Below are 17,928 nucleotides of genomic sequence, written 5' to 3'. Positions count from 1 at the left end.
CGAGCGCTTGAAACTCGCACTGTGTCTGGACATACAAAACCCCCGAAGGTTGTGTCCAACTTTCGGGGGTCAGTTCAAAACGGGGCTTTTCTCATTGGAGCGGGCGGAGCGGCTTATGGCTGGCCAGATCATCATTCTCAACGGCGCGCCGCGATCCGGGAAGTCGAGCATCGTGCGGGCCATTCAGGACAGCTTCGACGCTCCCTGGATGAATCTGGGCGTCGACAGCTACGAGCAGATCACGCCGCCGCGATATCGTCCGGGGATAGGCCTTCGTCCTGGCGGCGAGCGGCCCGATCTCGAAGATTTCGTGCCGCGCTTCTATGCCGCTCTCTACGACTCGATCGCCGCGCACAGCCGGTCAGGGCTCAATGTCGTGGTGGATGTCGGCCACCATGACGCCTACTCGAAACCCCTCAGTATACTGGCGGATTGCGCGCGACGGCTTGCCGGCCTACCGGTCCTGTTTGTTGGCGTTCGCTGTCCGATCGAGGTCATCATGGAACGGCGCGCTGCCAGCGAGCCGGGCAGGGGCTACGTCACCGCCCCGCCTGGTGATCCCGTGCCTTCGCCCGTCCACCTGTGGCAGGAAGAAGTGCACAAACCCGGCATCTACGACCTGGAAGTCGATACATCGCTGTTGAGCCCGCAGGACTGCGCCGGGGCAATCCAGCAGCGTCTCGCCGGCGCACCGGAGCCATCGGCGTTCCAGACTTTGGCGCAATGGCCGATCGACGGACGGTAGAGGTCAGTTCCCGAGCGCCGCGCCAACTTGTTGTCGCATCTTCGACCAAACCGGAAACCGGCTGCCACCAGTCTCTTGGATCAATGGAAAGACGATACGCGGCTTTCGGTGCGGTCGCATCCCGTCACCGCGCATGCTATGGCCGGCACATGTCGAGCCCAGACGCCACAGCGCCTCGTTCCACCTGGTTCCTGCGTGGTGTTCGCGCGGCCTTCTCCCTGCCTGGCCTGATCCTCATCAGCTCGTTCATCGGCTTCGCCGCCCTGGCGAAAGACGCCGGGGTCACAGCGACACAGGCCGCTTTCATGACCGCAACGGTGTGGGCGTTGCCATCGATGGTGGTGCTGGTGGGCGCGGTCACATCGGGTGCGGCGCTGCCTGCGGCGATGTTGGCCGTCACATTGTCCGCCATACGTCTGATGCCGATGGTAATGGTGCTGGTACCCGAGATGCGCACCAGAATGACCCGGCAGTACGTGCTCTATCTCCTCGCGCATTTCGTGGCTGTGACGTCCTGGGTGCTGGCCATGGAGCGTCTGAAACGCGTTCCGCCTGGCATGCGTACGACATATTATGCCGGCCTTGGCGCCATGCTGGTGACGACGAACGTCATTGTCGTGACAGTCGTGTATGCCGTCGCGGATGCGCTGCCGTCCGCGGTTTCAGCGGCATTGCTGATGCTGACGCCGATGTATTTCCTGACCTCGTTGTGGGGTTCCGCACGCGAACGGGTAGGGCATGTGGCAATGGTCCTGGGCCTCGTCCTCGGGCCGTTCTTCCACATCCTGCTGCCGCGGATCGACTTGCTGGCGGCCGGACTTATCGGTGGCACGGCCGCCTATGGCTGGCACCTGTGGCGGCGCAAGGCGCGCGCGGCGTGAGTTATTTTTCCAACGGCGCTTGGTGGTGGCCATACCTGTTCATTCTCGTTGCCGGCTTCGCCGCGACCGATGTCTGGCGCTTCCTCGGCGTCTATCTCGGCGGCAAGCTTTCCGAAGATTCAGACCTGCTGGTGCTGGTTCGCACTATGGCGACGGCGCTTGTCGCCGCCGTCATCGGCAATTTGATTGTCTTTCCGGGCGGCGCGCTTGCGCATACGTCGCTTGCCTTGAGGATAGCGGCGGTGGCCCTGGGCTTCGTCGCCTATCTGGCGTCGGGGAAGCGCATGGTCGTCGGCATTGCCACAGCCGAGCTTCTGCTGCTGGCTGGACTTTACCTGAACTTTTGATTGCTCGCCGCGTCAGCCCGCCAGAGCCGCTCGGATCTTGCCGGCGTTTTCGGCCAGAACTTCCGGTTTCTCCATCTGCCCGGTATGCGGCTTGAGCGGCACGCCGTCGAAGCGCGGAAGGACATGGACGTGGAGATGATAGACGGTCTGGCCCGAGGCCGGTTCGTTGAACTGCATCAGCGTGAGACCGTCGGCGTCGAAAGCCTTTTTCACAGCAACCGCCACCTTCTGCACGACCGTGAACAAGGCGCCGAGCGTTGCCGGATCGGCATCGAGCAGATTGCGCGACGGCGCCTTCGGCACCACCAGCGTATGGCCCGGTCCTTGCGGCATCACATCCATGAAGGCCACGACAGCCTCATCCTCGTAGACGCGGTGCGAGGGGATTTCTCCACGCAGGATCTTCGCGAAGATGTTGTCGGTGTCATAGGCGGCCTCAGCCATGGCGAACGCTCCGGAGTGTGCCTTGCGTCCGGTGTAGCGAAGCCGCCCGCGAGCGGCAAGACGAAGCTGCGGTGCGATCAGGCGAGATCGACCATTCCGGCTTCGACCAGGGCGCGGTGGAAGCGTCTTTTGCGCCGCGATGTGCTGCCGAAATAGGATGCGGCGCAGTCGGCCAACAAAGCGGCCCGCGTGGCGGATACCTGATCGAGCGGAAGCCCGGCGGCCAGCAAGGTCAGTGTCGACAGGAAGGCGCAATCGAGGACCGGCGGAGCTGCGACGTCGTCCGGCAGGCCGCAATTCACGGCCTCGATCGCATAGAATGTCCGGTGCAGGGCAGGGTCGGAAGGCGGCAGCCCGGTCAGCGCCGTGGTGAATGACGGCTGGTGATCGCCATAGCGCACGATGATGGCCGGCTGGCCGTCCAGCATGGTTTCGAGACGCCTGCGAAACGTGGCGTAGGCTTCGACGCTCTCGGCCAGCCGCACGATATATTCGCCATAGGACGGAACGCCGGTCGCCGCGACGGCCTGGCGACGAAGGTCCGCATGACGCTCGACCGGGAAGATACGACGGCGATGGTCGCCATGGTTCATCAAGGTGGCGATCGAAAGGAAGCATGGCTTGCCGGCGGCGAGCCGGTTCGAAAGCTGGCCGAGCGCGTGATCATAGAGTTGCTCGTCATGATTCTCCCGCTTCCAGCGTTCGGCATCGAAAGGCGGGGGCAGGGTTTCGGCGTAGCTGATCGCCTCGAAGCCGACAGATTGGTAGAACCGGCCGCAATTGACGAAGGAAGGCCGGTCGCAACTGATATGGCAGGCGCCGTAGTCCAACCCGTTCAGCGTGGACGGAAGCGTGTGCCGCATGCGCCCGCTCAGGAGATGGAACACGTAGCGGCCGTCATTGCCGAAGGAAAGCGATGACAGGCCGGTCAGCACCGAAAACTCGGTCTGCAGCGTGCTGCCGCCGAAGACGTCGACATGCAGCGCGCCGGACAGGGCGCCGGGTGGCGTGAAGAACCGTCCAAACGCCTCATTGACCGCGATGCCGAACCGCCTCGGGTCGAAGGTCGACTCGTGCAGGATCATGACAATGTGCGGCATGCGTTCGCCTGCCGGCCGCCTTGACGGCACAGGCGGCAGCAGCGGCAGCGGATCAGGATCGATATCGACGAAGGCCGGGCGCCGCGATGGCCCCGCGCCAAGCCATGAAGCGACAAAGGCCGAAAGGTGAAACCGGCCGTCCGTCAGGTGGTGAAAGTGAAATCGCTTGGGACCGCCGCTTGCCCACAGGACGCACAGATAGAGAAGGACCGCTGCGCTGAACAGGGCAAGGCGCTGCGAGAGCGGCATCGCCGGTTCGGCAAGCGTCAACGCCATGGCAATTATCGCCAGGACGATCGCGATCATGACCGCCAGGGCAGGGATGGTCATGCGCGCGTGATCGGCCAGCACGCCTCGAAAACTGCTTGCCGCCAGATGGTAGACGTCACCGGCGAGGAAATTGAAGCCGAGGTGGCGATATTTCAGTTTGGAGACGATGCCTATGATCGCCGTCAGCACCACCGCGGCCCACAAGGCGACGATATTGCCCGCAAACAGGAGATGCGCGAGGCCGAAAAGGAGAAAGAAGGTCGCGAAGCCGAGAGGCCAGGCCGTGCGCTTGCCCTCAAGCCAGGCAACCAAGGGCGGTGCGATCGCCAGGCCTGCCGCACCAAGCCATTGCCCGACACCCAAAGATGCCAAACCCTGCATGTTTCCCCCAGGGTGCTGGCGCACCCACGTCCCCGGGGGATGGCTTAGCGGATTCCGATGAGGCGGTAAACAGCGGTGGCAGGCGCGCAGGAACCGCGCTATTCCTCGATATCCCTGCGAAACGGGGTGTGTTCTTCAAGATATTCGCCCATCCGTTCCACCTCGCGGCGCTCGCGACGGAGATAGTCGGCGACCGCGTTGCGCAGGCCGGGATGGGCAATGTAATGCGCCGAGTGCATGGTCACCGGCCGATAGCCACGCGCCAGCTTGTGTTCGCCTTGAGCACCCGCTTCGACCACTTTCAGCTTGCGTTCGATGGCGAAGTCTATGGCCTGGTGGTAGCAGACCTCGAAATGCAGGAAGGGATGGTCCTCGATGCAGCCCCAATTGCGGCCGTAGAGCGCATCGGCGCCGATGAAATTGATGGCGCCGGCAATGTAGCGACCGTTGCGCTTCGCCATCACCAGCAGAATGTCGTCCGCCATGCGTTCGCCGATCAGCGAGAAGAACTGGCGGTTCAGGTAGGGACGCCCCCATTTGCGGCTGCCGGTGTCCATGTAGAAGGTGAAGAAGTCGTCCCAGGCCTTTTCGGTCAGGTCCTTGCCGGTCAGCCGGTCGATGGTGATGCCATCGGCAAGCGCCTCTCGCCGTTCCTTCTTCATCGCCTTTCGCTTGCGCGAGGCGAGCGTGGCGAGGAAGTCGTCATAGGTGGAAAAACCGTCATTGAAGAAATGGAATTGCTGGTCGGTACGATGCAGGAAGCCTGCCGCCTCCAGCGTCACGACGTCGCTTTCCCGCGCGAACGTGACATGGGCCGAGGACACGCCGAGCTTGTCGGTCACCATTTTCAGGCCCGCGGCCAGTCCGGCGCTTACGGCCTCCTGGTCCTCTCCCTTGGCGACGAGCAGGCGAGGACCGGTGACGGGGGTGAACGGCACGGCACATTGCAGCTTCGGGTAATAGCGCCCGCCGGCACGCTCGAAGGCGTCGGACCAGCCGTGATCGAATACATATTCGCCCTGGCTGTGCGATTTGAGATAGCAGGGGACGGCACCGAGCAACTTGCCTTGTGCCGTCTCCAGCCGCAAGTGATGTCCTTGCCAGCCGGTGCGCCGCACGGCGCATCCGGAATCCTCCAAGGCGCTCAGAAAAGCGAATGAAACAAGTGGGTTATAGGCGGTTTCTGCATCGCCGCGCGTGGTTCCGGCAAAGCCGTTCCATTCGTCGGCGGTAAAGGCACCGATGCCGGCGGCGATGCGGATCGAATAGTCCGCATTCGCTGTTTGTCCATCGCCGTCGTCGCCCTGATCCATGAGGCTTATTTAAGCTCCATTCGGGCCGCTACAAGTCACGTTTCAGGCAGACTCTCAGGCGACTTTGACCAGGTCGGGCTCAAACCCTTCGAATGTCATCTGGTCGGCATATCTGAACGTCAGGTCGACCGCCGGCTGGTCATGCACCGTCCAGGTGATGACTGGCATCTTCAACTTTTCGCGCACGAAGCTGACGAACGGGTTGGGCAGGTCGCCGGCGGCATAGGAGGTGAAGGAGAGTTCGTGCGCCAGCATGGAAAAATGCGCCTCGATCAGCTTGGCGTCCTTGCCATAGGCGGTCAATCCAGCCGGAATGCCCGGCGCGTGTTTGGGGAAATCCCGGATCAGCCAGTGATCGAACGACATGATCGCCGCCTTGCCCTTGTAGCGCTTCAGCATCTTCCCGACCCGCGCCACCAAGCCTTCGTCACGGCCGGGAACACCTTTCAGCTCGACGACCATGGGCACGCGGCCGTCGACGAGATCGAGCGCTTCCTGCAGGGTCGGCACGTGATCCGACGTGCCGCCCACCTTGAGCGCGGCCAGTTCGGCGGCGCTGCGCTGCCAGACGAAGCCGTCCTGTCCGGTCAGCCTTTGCAAATCGTCGTCATGGATGACGATGGGGACCCCATCCGACGACAGATGCACGTCGCATTCGATCGCATAGCTGCGTTCGGCCGCGGCAGCGAAGGCCGAAAGCGTGTTTTCCCAGCGCGTCTTGTTCATGTCGTGAAAGCCGCGATGGGCAACCGGCCGGGCGGTCAGCCAGGAGAGGTCGGTCATATCAGCACCTTCACTCATTCGACTTCGAAGATCGCTTCGATTTCCACCGCGGCATTGAGCGGCAGGCAGGCTGTGCCGACGGCGGAACGTGCGTGCTTGCCACCTTCGCCAAGCGCGGCAACCAGGAAATCGGAGGCGCCGTTGGCGACCAGATGCTGCTCGACGAAGTCGGGCGTCGACGCCACGAAGACGGTGATCTTGACCAGCCGGCGGATCTTCTCAAGATCGCCAAGCGCCGCCTTGGCCTGTGCCAGGATGTTGATGGCGCAATATTTCGCCGCGTCCTTGCCGGCTGCCGTGTCGACGTCGCGGCCAAGCAGGCCGCTCGCCTGCAGCTTGCCGTCCTTGAGCGGCAATTGTCCCGCCGTGAACAGCAAATTGCCGGTCCGGCAGTAGGGCACGTAATTGGCGGCGGGTGCGGCGGCGACAGGAAGCGTCACGCCGAGATCACTTAGCCGCTTTTCGATTGTTTCACTCATTGCTTTTCCCTATTGCTGGAAGGTGCTGCGCTGGCCGGGCCGAAATTGCTATTTTTGCCTCGCTTCCGCCACGACTTTTTTTAAGCTGGACCATCTTTCCCTGCGGCCTGCCATCAGCCGCGACGATCGGAGTACCTCATGCGCGCAGCGCGCCTCGCATTCCACGCCGTTCTGTTGTCGGTGCTCTTTCCCGTGGGCTCGGCCTTCGCCGTACCGGCGCTGCAGGCGCATCGCGCCGTCTACGATCTCACCCTCAAGAAGGCGGATGATAGATCCGGCATTACCGGCATCACCGGCCGCATGGTCTATGAGTTCAACGGCTCCGCCTGCGAAGGCTATACGGTGAAGTTTCGTTTCGTCACCCAGATCGCCACCAACGACAACACGAAACTGACCGACCAGCAAACCACCACCTTCGAGGATGCGGAGGGCAAGATGTTTTCCTTCGTGACGAAATCCTTCGTCGACCAGAACCTCGACAAGGAGGTCAAGGGCGTCGCAACCAAGAATGCCAAGGGCCTGAAGGTCGATATCGACAAGCCGGAGAAGAACAGCCTGGAACTCGCCGCGACGCAGTTTCCCACCCAGCATCTGGTCGAGCTGATCGGCAAGGCCGAGAAGGGTGAAAACTTCTACCAGACCAATTTGTTCGACGGCTCGGAGGACGCCAACAAGGTGATGACGACCACGGTCGTCGTCGGCAAGAGGACCGAAGCCGACAAGGCCGACCCGGAAGCGCCGGCGCTGGCCAAGCTCGCCACCGACAAGTACTGGCCGGTCGACATCGCCTATTTCGACGACAGCGCCCAGAACGGCGAGGAAGTCCCGGAATACCGGATTAGCTTCAAGCTGCACGAGAACGGCATCACCCGCGACCTCACCATGGACTATGGCGATTTCTCCATGACCGGCAAGCTGGTCAATCTTTCGCTGTTCGACCAGACCAAGCCTTGCCCCGTATCGAAATAGCAGGGGCTGAGCAATTGAGCTCTCCGCGGCGGGCTTGATGGCGGTCTATGTCGATGCGGCGATCTGGAAATGGGCCGGTCATCTCTGGTGCCATCTGCTGGCCGATGACACCGACGAGTTGCATCGCTTTGCCGCCGAACTCGGCATCAAGCGCTCGTCTTACCAGGGCCCGCCCAAGACATCGGCTCCGCACTATGACATAACCGGCTTCGAGCGCGACCGCGCGGTGCGGCTCGGCGCAATCGAGTGCAGCCGCGAGCAGATCGTCGCCATCTTTCGGCGCGTGCGGGTGCCCAACGGAAAGGCCAAGCGATGACACCAACGGCATTCCTGGCTTATTGCGCCGCTGTCACGCTCGCCGCCGCCACGCCAGGGCCGGCGATGTTCGCCGTCATCACCAACGGCGTGTCGCGCGGGTTCCTTCGGGCCTTCATGGCCGGCGTTGGGGTCGCCGCCGGCGACGCCGTGCTGGTCACCCTGGCGCTGCTCGGACTGGTCGCCCTGGCCCAGACCTTCGAATGGATTTTCCTCCTGCTGAAATATGCCGGCGCCGCCTATCTGATCTTTCTCGGCGTCCGGATGTGGCGGGCCTCGGCCGCGCAATCGAACGAGCCGCGGACGGGGCAGGCGAAATTGTCACGACCCTTCCTGCTCGGCGCGTCCATAGCGCTCGGAAACCCGAAGGCGATCCTGTTCCATGCCTCGATCATGCCGCTGATTCTCAACCTCGATACCATGACGTTTTTCGATGGCCTGCTGGTGGTGGCCACCGTCATCAGCGTCAATATCGTGACCATGGGGGTCTATGCCGCGCTCGCGGGCCGGGCTTCGGGCTGGTTCAGGACACCCAAGCGCATGCGGCTGATGAACCGCTTTGCCGGCAGCGCCATGATCGGCACGGCAGCACTGATTGCCGCACGCTAGGCGTTAAAGCGCCGTCCCGCTTGCGTTTGTCGGACTTCCCCTCTATATGCGCGCTCATTCCACACACGGACTTTGGTGTCTGCCCGGGAGAAATCCGGCTGAAACCTCCGGTGGCGTTGAACGACCTCGGTCCGAAAATGCCTGTGTCCGTGGAGGCTAACCGGAAAGGAAATTAAGAATGGCACTGCCTGATTTCAGCATGCGCCAGCTTTTGGAAGCTGGCATTCACTTCGGCCACCAGACCCACCGCTGGAACCCGAAGATGGCGCCTTACATCTACGGCGCCCGCAACAACATCCACATCATCGACCTCTCGCAGACGGTGCCTTTGCTGCACCAGGCGCTGAAGCAGGTTTCCGATACTGTCGCCAAGGGCGGCCGCGTTCTGTTCGTCGGCACCAAGCGCCAGGCGTCCGACATCGTGGCTGATGCCGCGCAGCGTTCGGCCCAGTACTACGTCAACTCGCGTTGGCTCGGCGGCATGCTGACCAACTGGAAGACGATCTCGAACTCGATCCAGCGCCTGCGCAAGCTCGACGAGATGCTGGCCGGCGAAGCCCAGGGCCTGACCAAGAAAGAGCGCCTCAACCTCGACCGCGAGCGCGAGAAGCTCGACAAGGCGCTCGGCGGCATCAAGGACATGGGCTCGACGCCTGACCTGATGTTCGTGATCGACACCAACAAGGAAGCGATCGCCATCCTCGAGGCCAAGCGCCTCGGCATTCCGGTCGTCGCCATCATCGATTCGAACTGCGATCCGGACAAGATCGACTTCCCGATCCCCGGCAATGACGACGCCGCGCGCGCCATCCAGCTTTATTGCGACCTGATCGCCAAGGCGGCAATCGACGGCATCGCCCGCCAGCAGGGCGCGCTCGGTGTCGACATCGGTGCTTCGGTCGAAGCTCCGGTCGAGCCCGCGCTCGATCCGGCCCCGGCTTCGGAAGCTCCAGAAGCTTGATAGCCATCCGGGCTTGATAATCGAAGGCCGGTTCACGGCCTTCATCTTTCTCATATTTTGGCACGCTAAACAGACGCATCATCGAGATTCGATGGTGCGTCGGTGCATTTAAAAACAAAGAGGCGACAATGAGCATTTCGGCTGCACAGGTCAAAGAACTCCGCGACTTGACCGGCGCGGGCATGATGGACTGCAAGGCGGCGTTGAACGAGACCAACGGCAACATGGAAGAAGCCGTCGACTGGCTGCGCAAGAAGGGCATCTCCAAGGCCGACAAGAAGGCTGGCCGCACCGCCGCCGAGGGCCTGATCGGCGTCGACGCCGGCGTGCGTGAGGCCGCGGTCGTCGAGGTCAACTCGGAAACCGACTTCGTCGCCCGCAACGCCGCTTTCCAGGAAATCGTCGCCCACGTCGCCAAGGTTGCGCTTGCCTACGGCACCACCGAGGCGGTCGCCGCCGCGAAATATCCGGGCTCCGACAAGTCGGTCACCGACACCATCAAGGACGCGGTCGGCACCATCGGCGAGAACATGGGCTTCCGCCGTTCGGCCAAGCTCACTGTGCCGCATGGCGCGGTCGCGACCTATGTCCATAACGCGGTTGCCGATGGCTTGGGCAAACTCGGCGTGCTGGTCGCGATCGAGACCACTGGCAACGAGCATGCCGCCAACGCCTTTGGCCGCCAGGTCGCCATGCATGTCGCCGCCACCAATCCGATGGCGCTGACCGCCGAGCAGATCGATCCGGCCGCCGTCGAGCGCGAGAAGGCGATCTTCTCCGATCAGGCGCGCCAGTCCGGCAAGCCGGAAGCGATCATCGAAAAGATGGTCGAGGGTCGCCTGCGCAAGTTCTATGAGGAAGTCGTGCTCCTCAAGCAGGCCTTCGTGCTCAATCCCGACATCACCGTCGAGAAGGCGCTGAAGGATGCCGAGAAGGAAATCGGCGCCCCGGCCAAGATCACGGCCTATCTGCGCTTTGCGCTGGGCGAGGGCATCGAGAAGGAAGAGACCGATTTCGCCGCGGAAGTCGCGGCGGCGGTCAAGAAGTAATCACTGGAACTGGTCCCTGAACAGGGACCTTCAAGCTCAGGCAACTCGGCCGGGTGTCCGCAAGGACGTCCGGCCGATTTCTTGTGCGGTGTCGATGAAAGCCCTGAGCTTTGGCGCCATCGACGCCCGGCGCGGGAAGTAAAGGAACAGGCCGGGCTCCTCCATCGCCGTCTGCGGCAGGATCTGAACCAGGCGGCCAGCGGCCAACGCCGCGCGCACCAGCGGCTCGAAGACGTAAGTCAGCCCGACCCCCGCCAGAGCCAGGTCGATAGCGGCCAGCGAATCGGTGACGATGACCGTGCCCTTGGTCTCGACCACGACATCCTTGCCATCTTCGGTCAGGTCCCAGCGGTAGAGCGCGCCGGAGCGGACGAGCCGGTAGCCGATGCAATTGTGATTGGCGAGATCGGCCACGTTGCGTGGACGGCCATGCCGTCCGACATAAGCGGGGGAAGCAACGATGACGGCTTTGAAGGGCGGCGTCAGCCTGACAGTGACCATATCCTGCGCGATCATTTCACCAAGCCGGATACCGGCATCGAAACCCTCGCCAACAATATCGACAAGTCTCTGATCGGTGAGCAACTCGACGGTGACGTCCGGATAACGCTCGGCCATCGCTGCGACCACTGAGGTGACGGCGAGCGGAATGGCGATATTGGGAACATTGAGCCTGAGCAGGCCCGAGGGCTGGCCCCTTATCGCGCGAATGCGATCCATCCGCTCCAAAATGTCCTGAAGGGCAGGGGCCGCCGTCTCCACCAGCGCCTTGCCCGCCTCCGTTAGCGACACGCTGCGCGTCGTGCGGGCAAACAACGGCTGCCCTACGCGCTCCTCGACGAGGCGCACCGCATGGCTGACGGCGGACGGGCTCATGCCGAGTTCGGCCGCGGCAAGCGCGAAGCCGCCGCGTCGCGCAACGGCGACGACGACAGGCAGATGAGTGAGCAGGTCCCGGTCCATTCATGAATGATATCGCATAGTCCATGCAGACAATTCAATCTTCTCGATGGCCGCGGCGAGGTTCACGTTGTCTCCGACAGGGCGGCGGTGGCCGATGCACAAAGGAGAGACGAGATGAGTGCCTTGAAACACGTTACCTTCGCCGCGGGCCTTGCACTGGCACCCGTCGATGCCGGCGGCGCCGAGCCGGCCGGCTGGCAGGCGCTTGCCGACGAGCGCGCCGTGATCCGCATCGCCGATGGCATCGACCGCGCCGTCGATGCTCAGGACTGGAAACGCGCGCGCGCTTATTTCGCCGATCGGGTCACCGCCGATTTCAGCAGCCTGTCCGGTCAGCCCGCCGCCAACATTGCCTCCGACGATCTGATCGGCGCCTGGGCCGGCAATCTCAAGGGCAGCAAGAGCAGCCTGCATCTGCGCACCAATCATCAGGTCGTTCTCGACGGGGACAAGGCGACCGTTCTGTCGAACGGCTATGCCTGGAACCGGATGGAGGGCAATGGCGACCCGCTGTGGGAAGTCTGGGGCACGTATGAGCACCACCTGACACGGTCCGGCACCGCCTGGAAGGTCGATGGCTTCACCTTCCGCATGACGCATGAGCGCGGCAATCCCTGGGTCAAGGCGACATCAGGTCAATGACATCAGCATCAACCGGACCAGGATCGGAAAAAGACGATGGCGATGAACTATTACACACTTGGCAATAGCGGCTTGCGCGTCAGCAGGCTGGCGCTGGGCACGATGACCTTCGGCACGGAATGGGGCTGGGGCGCGGACCGGGATACGGCGCGCGCGATGTTCGATGCCTATGTCGAGGCAGGGGGCAATTTCTTCGATACCGCCGATCTTTATACGGGCGGTACGGCCGAGACCTGGCTCGGTGAATTCGTGGCCGAGCGGGGTTTGCGCGACAAGGCGGTGATCGCCACCAAATTCACCATGAACTCTAACGCCGGCAATCCGAACGCCGGCGGCAATGGCCGCAAGAACATCATGCGCGCCGTCGACGCCTCGCTGAAGCGCCTGGGCACCGACTACATCGATCTCTACCTGATGCACGTCTGGGACAGGCTGACGCCGGCCGAAGAGGTGCTGCGGACGCTCGACGATCTGGTTCGGGCAGGCAAGATACGTCATATCGGCCTGTCCGACGTGCCGGCCTGGTACGCCGGGCGGGCGCAAGCCATCGCCGAACTGCGCGGCTATGAGCCGATCTCGGCGTTGCAGCTCGAATATTCCCTGGCGGAGCGCGCCATCGAGCATGAGTTCGTGCCGTTCGGGACGCGTCACGGCGCCGGCATCATGGTCTGGAGCCCGCTGGCCAGCGGATTGCTGAGCGGCAAATACCGCCCGACGCAAGCCGGCAATGCCGGCCGGCTCGACGGTTTCCGCAACACCACGCATCCGGGTTTCCAGAAATTCACGGAGCACAACTGGGCTGTCGTGGCGGAGCTGGAAAAAGTCGCCGCCGAACTTGGCCGCGGCATGGCTCAAGTGGCGCTCAACTGGGTGGCGACACAGCCGGGAATCGCCACCGTCATCCTTGGCGCGACGCGACTTTCGCAACTGCAGGACAATCTTGCGGCACTCGATTTTTCGATACCGCCGGCGCTTCGCCAGCGGCTGGACGAGGTGAGCGCCAGGCCAGCGCCGTTCCCGCATTCCTATTTCGGGCCGGAGATCCAGGTCCGTGTCGCCGGCGGTGTCGTGACCGGCGACAAGCCATCGGGCTACGCATTGCCGGTCGTGGTCGAAGGCGAGGCCGTCGCCATCAGCAGCAACTGATCAAAAAAGCCTGGGATTTTGCACAAGGGCGCGGCGTGACATCGCCGCGCCCTTCGTGTATCCGGTCAACCCGTCATGACAGCACCGCCGGGCGAAGCAGGGGGCGTTTTCGCCTTCAGAGCTTGCCGCGCCGGGATTTTCGAGGAACCAGATGACGGTGAAGCCCCTCTACCGACGTGTTTTGCTGAAAGCTTCGGGCGAAGCGTTGATGGGCGAGCAGCATTTCGGCATCGATGTCTCGGTGGTCGATCGCATCGCGGCCGACATCGCCGAAGCCCGCGCGCTGGGCATCGAGGTGGGTGTCGTCATCGGCGGCGGCAATATCTTTCGCGGCGTGGCCGTCGCCTCCAAGGGCGGCGACCGCGTCACCGGCGACCATATGGGCATGCTTGCCACGGTCATCAATTCGCTGGCGTTGCGCACGTCGCTGAACAAGATCGGTGTCGAGGCCGTCGTGCTGTCGGCGATTGCCATGCCGGAACTTTGCGAGAGCTTTTCGCAGCGCCAGGCGACCGCCTACATGAACCAGGGCAAGGTGGTGATCTTCGCCGGCGGCACCGGCAATCCGTTCTTCACCACTGATTCGGCCGCGGCACTTCGCGCGGCTGAAATCGGCGCCGATGCGCTGTTCAAGGGCACACAGGTCGACGGCGTCTATTCGGCCGACCCGAAAAAGGACCCGCACGCGACGCGTTTCGAGCGCATCAGCCACGCCGAAGTCATAAAACGCGGCCTTTCCATCATGGATACGGCTGCGATTGCACTTGCGCGCGAAAACAACATTCCGATAATCGTCTATTCGATCCACGAAAAGGGTGGTTTCGGCGATATTCTGAGGGGCGGCGGCCGTTGCACGGTCGTCGCGGACGAGTGATCGGGGCCTGATCCCCAAAAGGGAACCGGCTTTCGAAATCAGGCTCGAACACGGGGCCTTGCAGTGAACCCGCGGCAGACGGGTCGAGGAGACTAGGATGAGTGGTGAGTACGACGACCTCAAGCGGCGCATGGATGGGGCGGTCGCCGCGTTCAAGCACGACCTGGCCTCGCTGCGGACCGGTCGCGCTTCCAGCAATCTGCTCGATGCGATCCAGGTGCAGGCCTATGGCACCACCATGCCGATCAACCAGGTGGCCAACGTCACCGTGCCGGAGCCGCGCATGATCTCGGTGTCGGTCTGGGACAAGTCGATGGTGGGCGCCGTCGACCGCGCCATCCGGGAATCCAATCTGGGCTTCAACCCGATCGTTGACGGCACCAATCTGAGAATTCCGCTGCCGGAACTGAACGAACAGCGCCGCAAGGAACTGGTCAAGATTTCGCACGGCTACGCCGAGAATGCCCGTGTCGCCGCGCGCCATGTGCGCCGCGACGGCATGGATTTCCTGAAGAAGGCGGAGAAGGACGGCACGATCAGCGAGGACGACCAGCGCAAGCGTTCCGACCAGGTCCAGAAACTTACCGACGAAACCATCAGCATCATCGATCATCTGCTTTCCGACAAGGAAGCCGAAATCATGCAGGTTTAAGGGTTGGCCCCCGGCTGACCCGAAAGCGAGACCATGACAACGCCCGCGCATGTCGCGATCATCATGGATGGGAATGGACGCTGGGCCAAGGCGCGCGGCATGCCGAGGCTCGCGGGTCATCGCGCCGGCGTCGAGGCGTTGCGCAAGGCTGTGCGCGCCGCTCCCGGCCTCGGCATCTCCTTCCTGACCGTCTATGCTTTTTCCTCGGAAAACTGGTCGCGGCCGAAATCCGAGGTCAGCGACCTCATGGGGCTATTGAAGCTGTTCATCCGTCGCGATCTCGCCGAACTGCATCAGAGCGGCGTGCGGGTCAGGATCATCGGTGATCGGGCAGGGCTGCAGGCCGACATCAGAGGGCTGCTCGAGGAAGCCGAATCGCTGACGATGCACAACACCTCGCTGACGCTGGTGATCGCCTTCAATTATGGCGGGCGCGACGAGATCGTGCGCACAGCGCGCAAGCTTGCCGCGGCGGTCGCGCGCGGGGAGATCGACAGCGAAGCGATCACAGCGGAAAGCTTTGCCGGCGCTCTCGACACGCAAGGCATTCCCGATCCGGAACTTGTCATCCGAACCAGCGGCGAGCTTCGCCTGTCCAATTTCCTGCTGTGGCAGGCCGCCTACAGCGAACTCGTCTTCCTGCCGTGCTACTGGCCCGATTTCAGCCGCGAGCATCTCGCCGAGGCCTTGCGCGAATTTGCCGGCCGCGAGCGCCGCTTTGGCGGACTGGGACCGCAGGACGTCGCTTCGCGGCCGGCCGCGGGATGAGCAACCTTCAGCTGCGTGTCATCTCGGCGGTCGTGCTTGCCATTGTCGCCCTTGGTCTGACCTGGCTTGGCGGCCTGCCTTTCCGGCTGCTGTGCGCGGTCATGTCGGCATTGATCTTTTATGAGTGGACACGCATGGCGCGGCCCGCCGCGGCCGAAGGGCTCGGTTTCCTGCCGGAAGCGCTGATGGTCATTTTCATCGGCGGCTTGATCGCCGGCCTGCCTGCCTTGTGGTTGCTGCCGCTCGTCGTGGTCCTGGTTGCGGTAATTGCGATCACCGCCGGGGTTCGCAAGATCGGCCAGTGGGACGCCGGCGGCCTTGCCTATGCTAGCATGTCCGGCCTGTCGCTTGCATTGCTGCGGGACGGCGACCATGCAGGCCTCGTCGCCATCCTGTTCCTGTTCGCGGTCGTCTGGGCGACCGACATTTTTGCCTATTTCGTCGGACGCGCCGTCGGCGGTCCCAAGCTGGCGCCGTCGATTTCACCTGGCAAGACCCGCAGTGGCGCGCTCGGAGGAGCGGTCGGCGGCGTCGTCGCCGGGCTCGTGCTCGCCGTGATTGCCGGCGCCGGCAATCTGGCGTTGCTCGGCCTTGTGGCACTCGTTCTGTCCGTCGTCGCCCAGGCCGGCGACCTTTTCGAATCCTGGGTCAAACGGCGGCACGGCTGCAAGGATTCGGGTGTGCTGATCCCTGGCCATGGCGGCATCATGGATCGTGTCGACGGGCTTGTCGCGGCCGCCCTTGCCCTATACGTCATCGGCTGGATCTCGGCGGGCGCCGAGCATCCGGCGCAGGGGCTGTTTCCCATTTGAAGGATGCCGTTCCACGATCTGGCGCGTGCGCCTTGGATTCGCCTGGATTGATGTCACAGTCACAGCGCGACCGCGGAAGAATTTGAGGGCCTGAATTGAACGAGATTCTTCACGCGATTTTCAGCACGGAAGGCTTCTTTCTCGGCACGCTGGTGCCGTTTCTCTTCGTGCTGACCGTGGTCGTGTTCGTCCATGAAATGGGCCACTATCTCGTCGGCCGCTGGTGCGGCATCGGGGTCCGGGCCTTCTCGATCGGCTTCGGCCCGGAACTCGTCGGCTTCAACGACAGCCATGGCACACGCTGGAAGCTTTGCGCCATACCGCTTGGCGGCTATGTCAAATTCGTCGGCGACATGAACGCCACCTCCACCCAGCCGTCGTCGGAAGAGCTTGAAACGCTCACCGACGAGGAGCGCAAGATTGCCTTCCACACCCAGGCGATCTGGAAGCGCGCGGCGACGGTGGTGGCCGGGCCGCTGTTCAATTTCCTGCTGACGATCGTCGTCTTTTCCGTTCTGTTCGGGGCCTATGGACGCTATGTCGCGGAGCCGATGGTGGCGGAGGTCACCGCGGACAGTCCGGCGGCCAGGGCCGGCATCTTGCCTGGCGACCGATTCGTCAGCGTCGACGGCAGCAAGGTCGAGACGTTCGGCGACGTGCAGCGGCTGGTTTCGGGCCGGGCCGGCGACATCATCACCTTCGTCATGCTGCGCAACGGCAAGGAAGTGACGGTGACCGCGACACCGCAGCTGATGGAGCAGGAGGACGCGCTCGGCAACAAGGTCAAGGTTGCGGTGATCGGCGTCGTCAACAACAAGGAACTCGGCCAGCCTCGCCTCATCACCTACACGCCGGTTGGGGCGGTGGCGGCGGCCGTCGAGGAAACGGGCCATGTCATCCAGCGCACGGGCCAGTTTTTGCAGCGTTTCGTGGTCGGGCGCGAGGACAAATGCCAGTTGGGCGGTCCGGTCAAGATTGCTGACATGGCCGGCAAGGCCGCCAAACTCGGTTTCGAGTGGCTGGTGCAGCTTGTCGCGCTCTTGTCGGTCGGGATAGGCATTCTAAACCTTTTGCCGATTCCCCCCCTCGACGGCGGCCATCTGTTGTTCTACGGGGTGGAGGCTGTCATCCGCCGGCCGGTGTCGGAACGGATGATGGAAATGGCCTATCGGGCCGGTCTGCTCCTGGTGCTGTGCTTCATGGGTTTCGTATTCTGGAACGATCTGTTTGGGTGCTGAAATCATGAAGGAATTTGGCTTTGGCATGGGCGATGTTGAGACGCCGTTTACCATGCACGGGGATATGAGTGACGCGAAAGCCACGCAACAGGGTTAAGTAAATACAAATTAACCAGAAGCCTTGCGTGTAGGGAAAATCCGGTTAATACGGTAGGGGAAATGACCGCACGTCCGGTTTTCTCGCCGT

The 17,928-nt window shown here is 62.9% G+C and carries 21 protein-coding genes; 15 read left to right on the top strand and 6 right to left on the bottom strand.

What is annotated here, in order from left to right; genetic code table 11:
* Window positions 1–115: 115 nt before the first annotated feature.
* The 3 genes from FJ967_RS03695 (at window position 116) to FJ967_RS03685 (ending at window position 1,973) form a co-directional block, all read left to right on the top strand.
* Window positions 116–745, top strand: a complete 630-nt coding sequence (locus FJ967_RS03695; RefSeq protein ID WP_140730324.1) for a chloramphenicol phosphotransferase — start codon at window positions 116–118, stop codon at window positions 743–745.
* 149 nt (window positions 746–894) lie between these two features.
* Window positions 895–1,626, top strand: a complete 732-nt coding sequence (locus FJ967_RS03690; RefSeq protein ID WP_140730323.1) for an AzlC family ABC transporter permease — start codon at window positions 895–897, stop codon at window positions 1,624–1,626.
* Window positions 1,623–1,973, top strand: a complete 351-nt coding sequence (locus FJ967_RS03685; protein WP_140730322.1) for an AzlD domain-containing protein — start codon at window positions 1,623–1,625, stop codon at window positions 1,971–1,973. Before FJ967_RS03690 ends, FJ967_RS03685 begins: the two co-directional genes overlap by 4 nt.
* A 12-nt stretch (window positions 1,974–1,985) precedes the next feature.
* Here the strand turns inward: FJ967_RS03685 and FJ967_RS03680 are convergent, their stop codons facing one another.
* The 5 genes from FJ967_RS03680 to FJ967_RS03660 all read right to left on the bottom strand — a co-directional run bounded on the left by FJ967_RS03680 (window position 1,986) and on the right by FJ967_RS03660 (window position 6,743).
* Complete coding sequence (locus tag FJ967_RS03680) at window positions 1,986–2,417, bottom strand: HIT family protein (protein ID WP_140701385.1); 432 nt, start codon at window positions 2,415–2,417, stop codon at window positions 1,986–1,988.
* A 77-nt stretch (window positions 2,418–2,494) separates the two neighbouring features.
* On the bottom strand, window positions 2,495–4,168 hold the full coding sequence (locus tag FJ967_RS03675) for a sulfatase-like hydrolase/transferase (protein WP_140730321.1): 1,674 nt from the start codon (window positions 4,166–4,168) through the stop codon (window positions 2,495–2,497).
* 98 nt (window positions 4,169–4,266) lie between these two features.
* Window positions 4,267–5,481 (bottom strand): GNAT family N-acetyltransferase, encoded by a 1,215-nt coding sequence (locus tag FJ967_RS03670; RefSeq protein WP_140730320.1) that lies wholly within the window; start codon window positions 5,479–5,481, stop codon window positions 4,267–4,269.
* Window positions 5,482–5,535: 54 nt separating this feature from the next.
* On the bottom strand, window positions 5,536–6,264 hold the full coding sequence (locus FJ967_RS03665; RefSeq protein WP_140730319.1) for a glycerophosphodiester phosphodiesterase: 729 nt from the start codon (window positions 6,262–6,264) through the stop codon (window positions 5,536–5,538).
* A 14-nt stretch (window positions 6,265–6,278) separates the two neighbouring features.
* Complete coding sequence (locus FJ967_RS03660; RefSeq protein WP_140730318.1) at window positions 6,279–6,743, bottom strand: RidA family protein; 465 nt, start codon at window positions 6,741–6,743, stop codon at window positions 6,279–6,281.
* 138 nt (window positions 6,744–6,881) lie between these two features.
* On the opposite strand from FJ967_RS03660, the gene FJ967_RS03655 reads away from it, so the two are divergent.
* The 5 genes from FJ967_RS03655 (at window position 6,882) to tsf (ending at window position 10,646) form a co-directional block, all read left to right on the top strand.
* A complete protein-coding gene (locus tag FJ967_RS03655) occupies window positions 6,882–7,712 on the top strand; it encodes a cell envelope integrity EipB family protein (RefSeq protein ID WP_140730317.1) in 831 nt (276 codons plus the stop codon).
* A gap of 37 nt (window positions 7,713–7,749) precedes the next feature.
* Window positions 7,750–8,028 (top strand): DUF4031 domain-containing protein, encoded by a 279-nt coding sequence (locus tag FJ967_RS03650; protein ID WP_023773822.1) that lies wholly within the window; start codon window positions 7,750–7,752, stop codon window positions 8,026–8,028.
* A complete protein-coding gene (locus FJ967_RS03645) occupies window positions 8,025–8,636 on the top strand; it encodes a LysE family translocator (protein WP_140730316.1) in 612 nt (203 codons plus the stop codon). The genes FJ967_RS03650 and FJ967_RS03645 overlap by 4 nt, the downstream gene beginning before the upstream one ends.
* Before the next feature lie 178 nt (window positions 8,637–8,814).
* Window positions 8,815–9,597, top strand: coding sequence for a 30S ribosomal protein S2 (gene rpsB / locus FJ967_RS03640; RefSeq protein WP_023777441.1), 783 nt, complete (start codon window positions 8,815–8,817; stop codon window positions 9,595–9,597).
* Between the two features lie 128 nt (window positions 9,598–9,725).
* Window positions 9,726–10,646 (top strand): translation elongation factor Ts, encoded by a 921-nt coding sequence (gene tsf / locus FJ967_RS03635; RefSeq protein WP_140730315.1) that lies wholly within the window; start codon window positions 9,726–9,728, stop codon window positions 10,644–10,646.
* Between the two features lie 36 nt (window positions 10,647–10,682).
* Here the strand turns inward: tsf and FJ967_RS03630 are convergent, their stop codons facing one another.
* Entirely contained in the window at window positions 10,683–11,609 is a 927-nt protein-coding gene (locus FJ967_RS03630; RefSeq protein ID WP_140730314.1) for a LysR family transcriptional regulator, read from the bottom strand.
* 114 nt (window positions 11,610–11,723) lie between these two features.
* Between FJ967_RS03630 and FJ967_RS03625 the strand changes: the two genes are divergently transcribed.
* The 7 genes from FJ967_RS03625 to rseP all read left to right on the top strand — a co-directional run bounded on the left by FJ967_RS03625 (window position 11,724) and on the right by rseP (window position 17,741).
* Window positions 11,724–12,251 (top strand): nuclear transport factor 2 family protein, encoded by a 528-nt coding sequence (locus FJ967_RS03625; protein WP_140730313.1) that lies wholly within the window; start codon window positions 11,724–11,726, stop codon window positions 12,249–12,251.
* A 36-nt stretch (window positions 12,252–12,287) separates the two neighbouring features.
* Window positions 12,288–13,397 carry an aldo/keto reductase gene (locus FJ967_RS03620; protein WP_140730312.1) on the top strand — a complete coding sequence of 370 codons (1,110 nt, stop codon included), beginning with the start codon at window positions 12,288–12,290 and terminating at the stop codon, window positions 13,395–13,397.
* Between the two features lie 151 nt (window positions 13,398–13,548).
* Complete coding sequence (pyrH, locus tag FJ967_RS03615) at window positions 13,549–14,271, top strand: UMP kinase (RefSeq protein ID WP_140730311.1); 723 nt, start codon at window positions 13,549–13,551, stop codon at window positions 14,269–14,271.
* 97 nt (window positions 14,272–14,368) lie between these two features.
* Window positions 14,369–14,923: a ribosome recycling factor gene (gene frr, locus FJ967_RS03610; protein ID WP_140730310.1), complete on the top strand. Its 555-nt coding sequence runs from the start codon at window positions 14,369–14,371 to the stop codon at window positions 14,921–14,923.
* 33 nt (window positions 14,924–14,956) lie between these two features.
* Entirely contained in the window at window positions 14,957–15,691 is a 735-nt protein-coding gene (locus FJ967_RS03605; protein ID WP_140730309.1) for an isoprenyl transferase, read from the top strand.
* Window positions 15,688–16,503, top strand: a complete 816-nt coding sequence (locus FJ967_RS03600; protein WP_140730308.1) for a phosphatidate cytidylyltransferase — start codon at window positions 15,688–15,690, stop codon at window positions 16,501–16,503. The genes FJ967_RS03605 and FJ967_RS03600 overlap by 4 nt, the downstream gene beginning before the upstream one ends.
* A 95-nt stretch (window positions 16,504–16,598) precedes the next feature.
* The gene (gene rseP / locus FJ967_RS03595) at window positions 16,599–17,741 is read left to right on the top strand and encodes an RIP metalloprotease RseP (protein WP_140730307.1); all 1,143 of its coding nucleotides are present in this window, start codon (window positions 16,599–16,601) and stop codon (window positions 17,739–17,741) included.
* The last annotated feature ends 187 nt before the right edge of the window (window positions 17,742–17,928 follow it).

Source organism: Mesorhizobium sp. B2-3-4 (assembly GCF_006442315.1).
Lineage (GTDB): Bacteria > Pseudomonadota > Alphaproteobacteria > Rhizobiales > Rhizobiaceae > Mesorhizobium.
The sequence above is the reverse complement of the archived record's forward strand: the minus strand, read 5'-3'. Positions and strand labels throughout refer to the sequence as shown.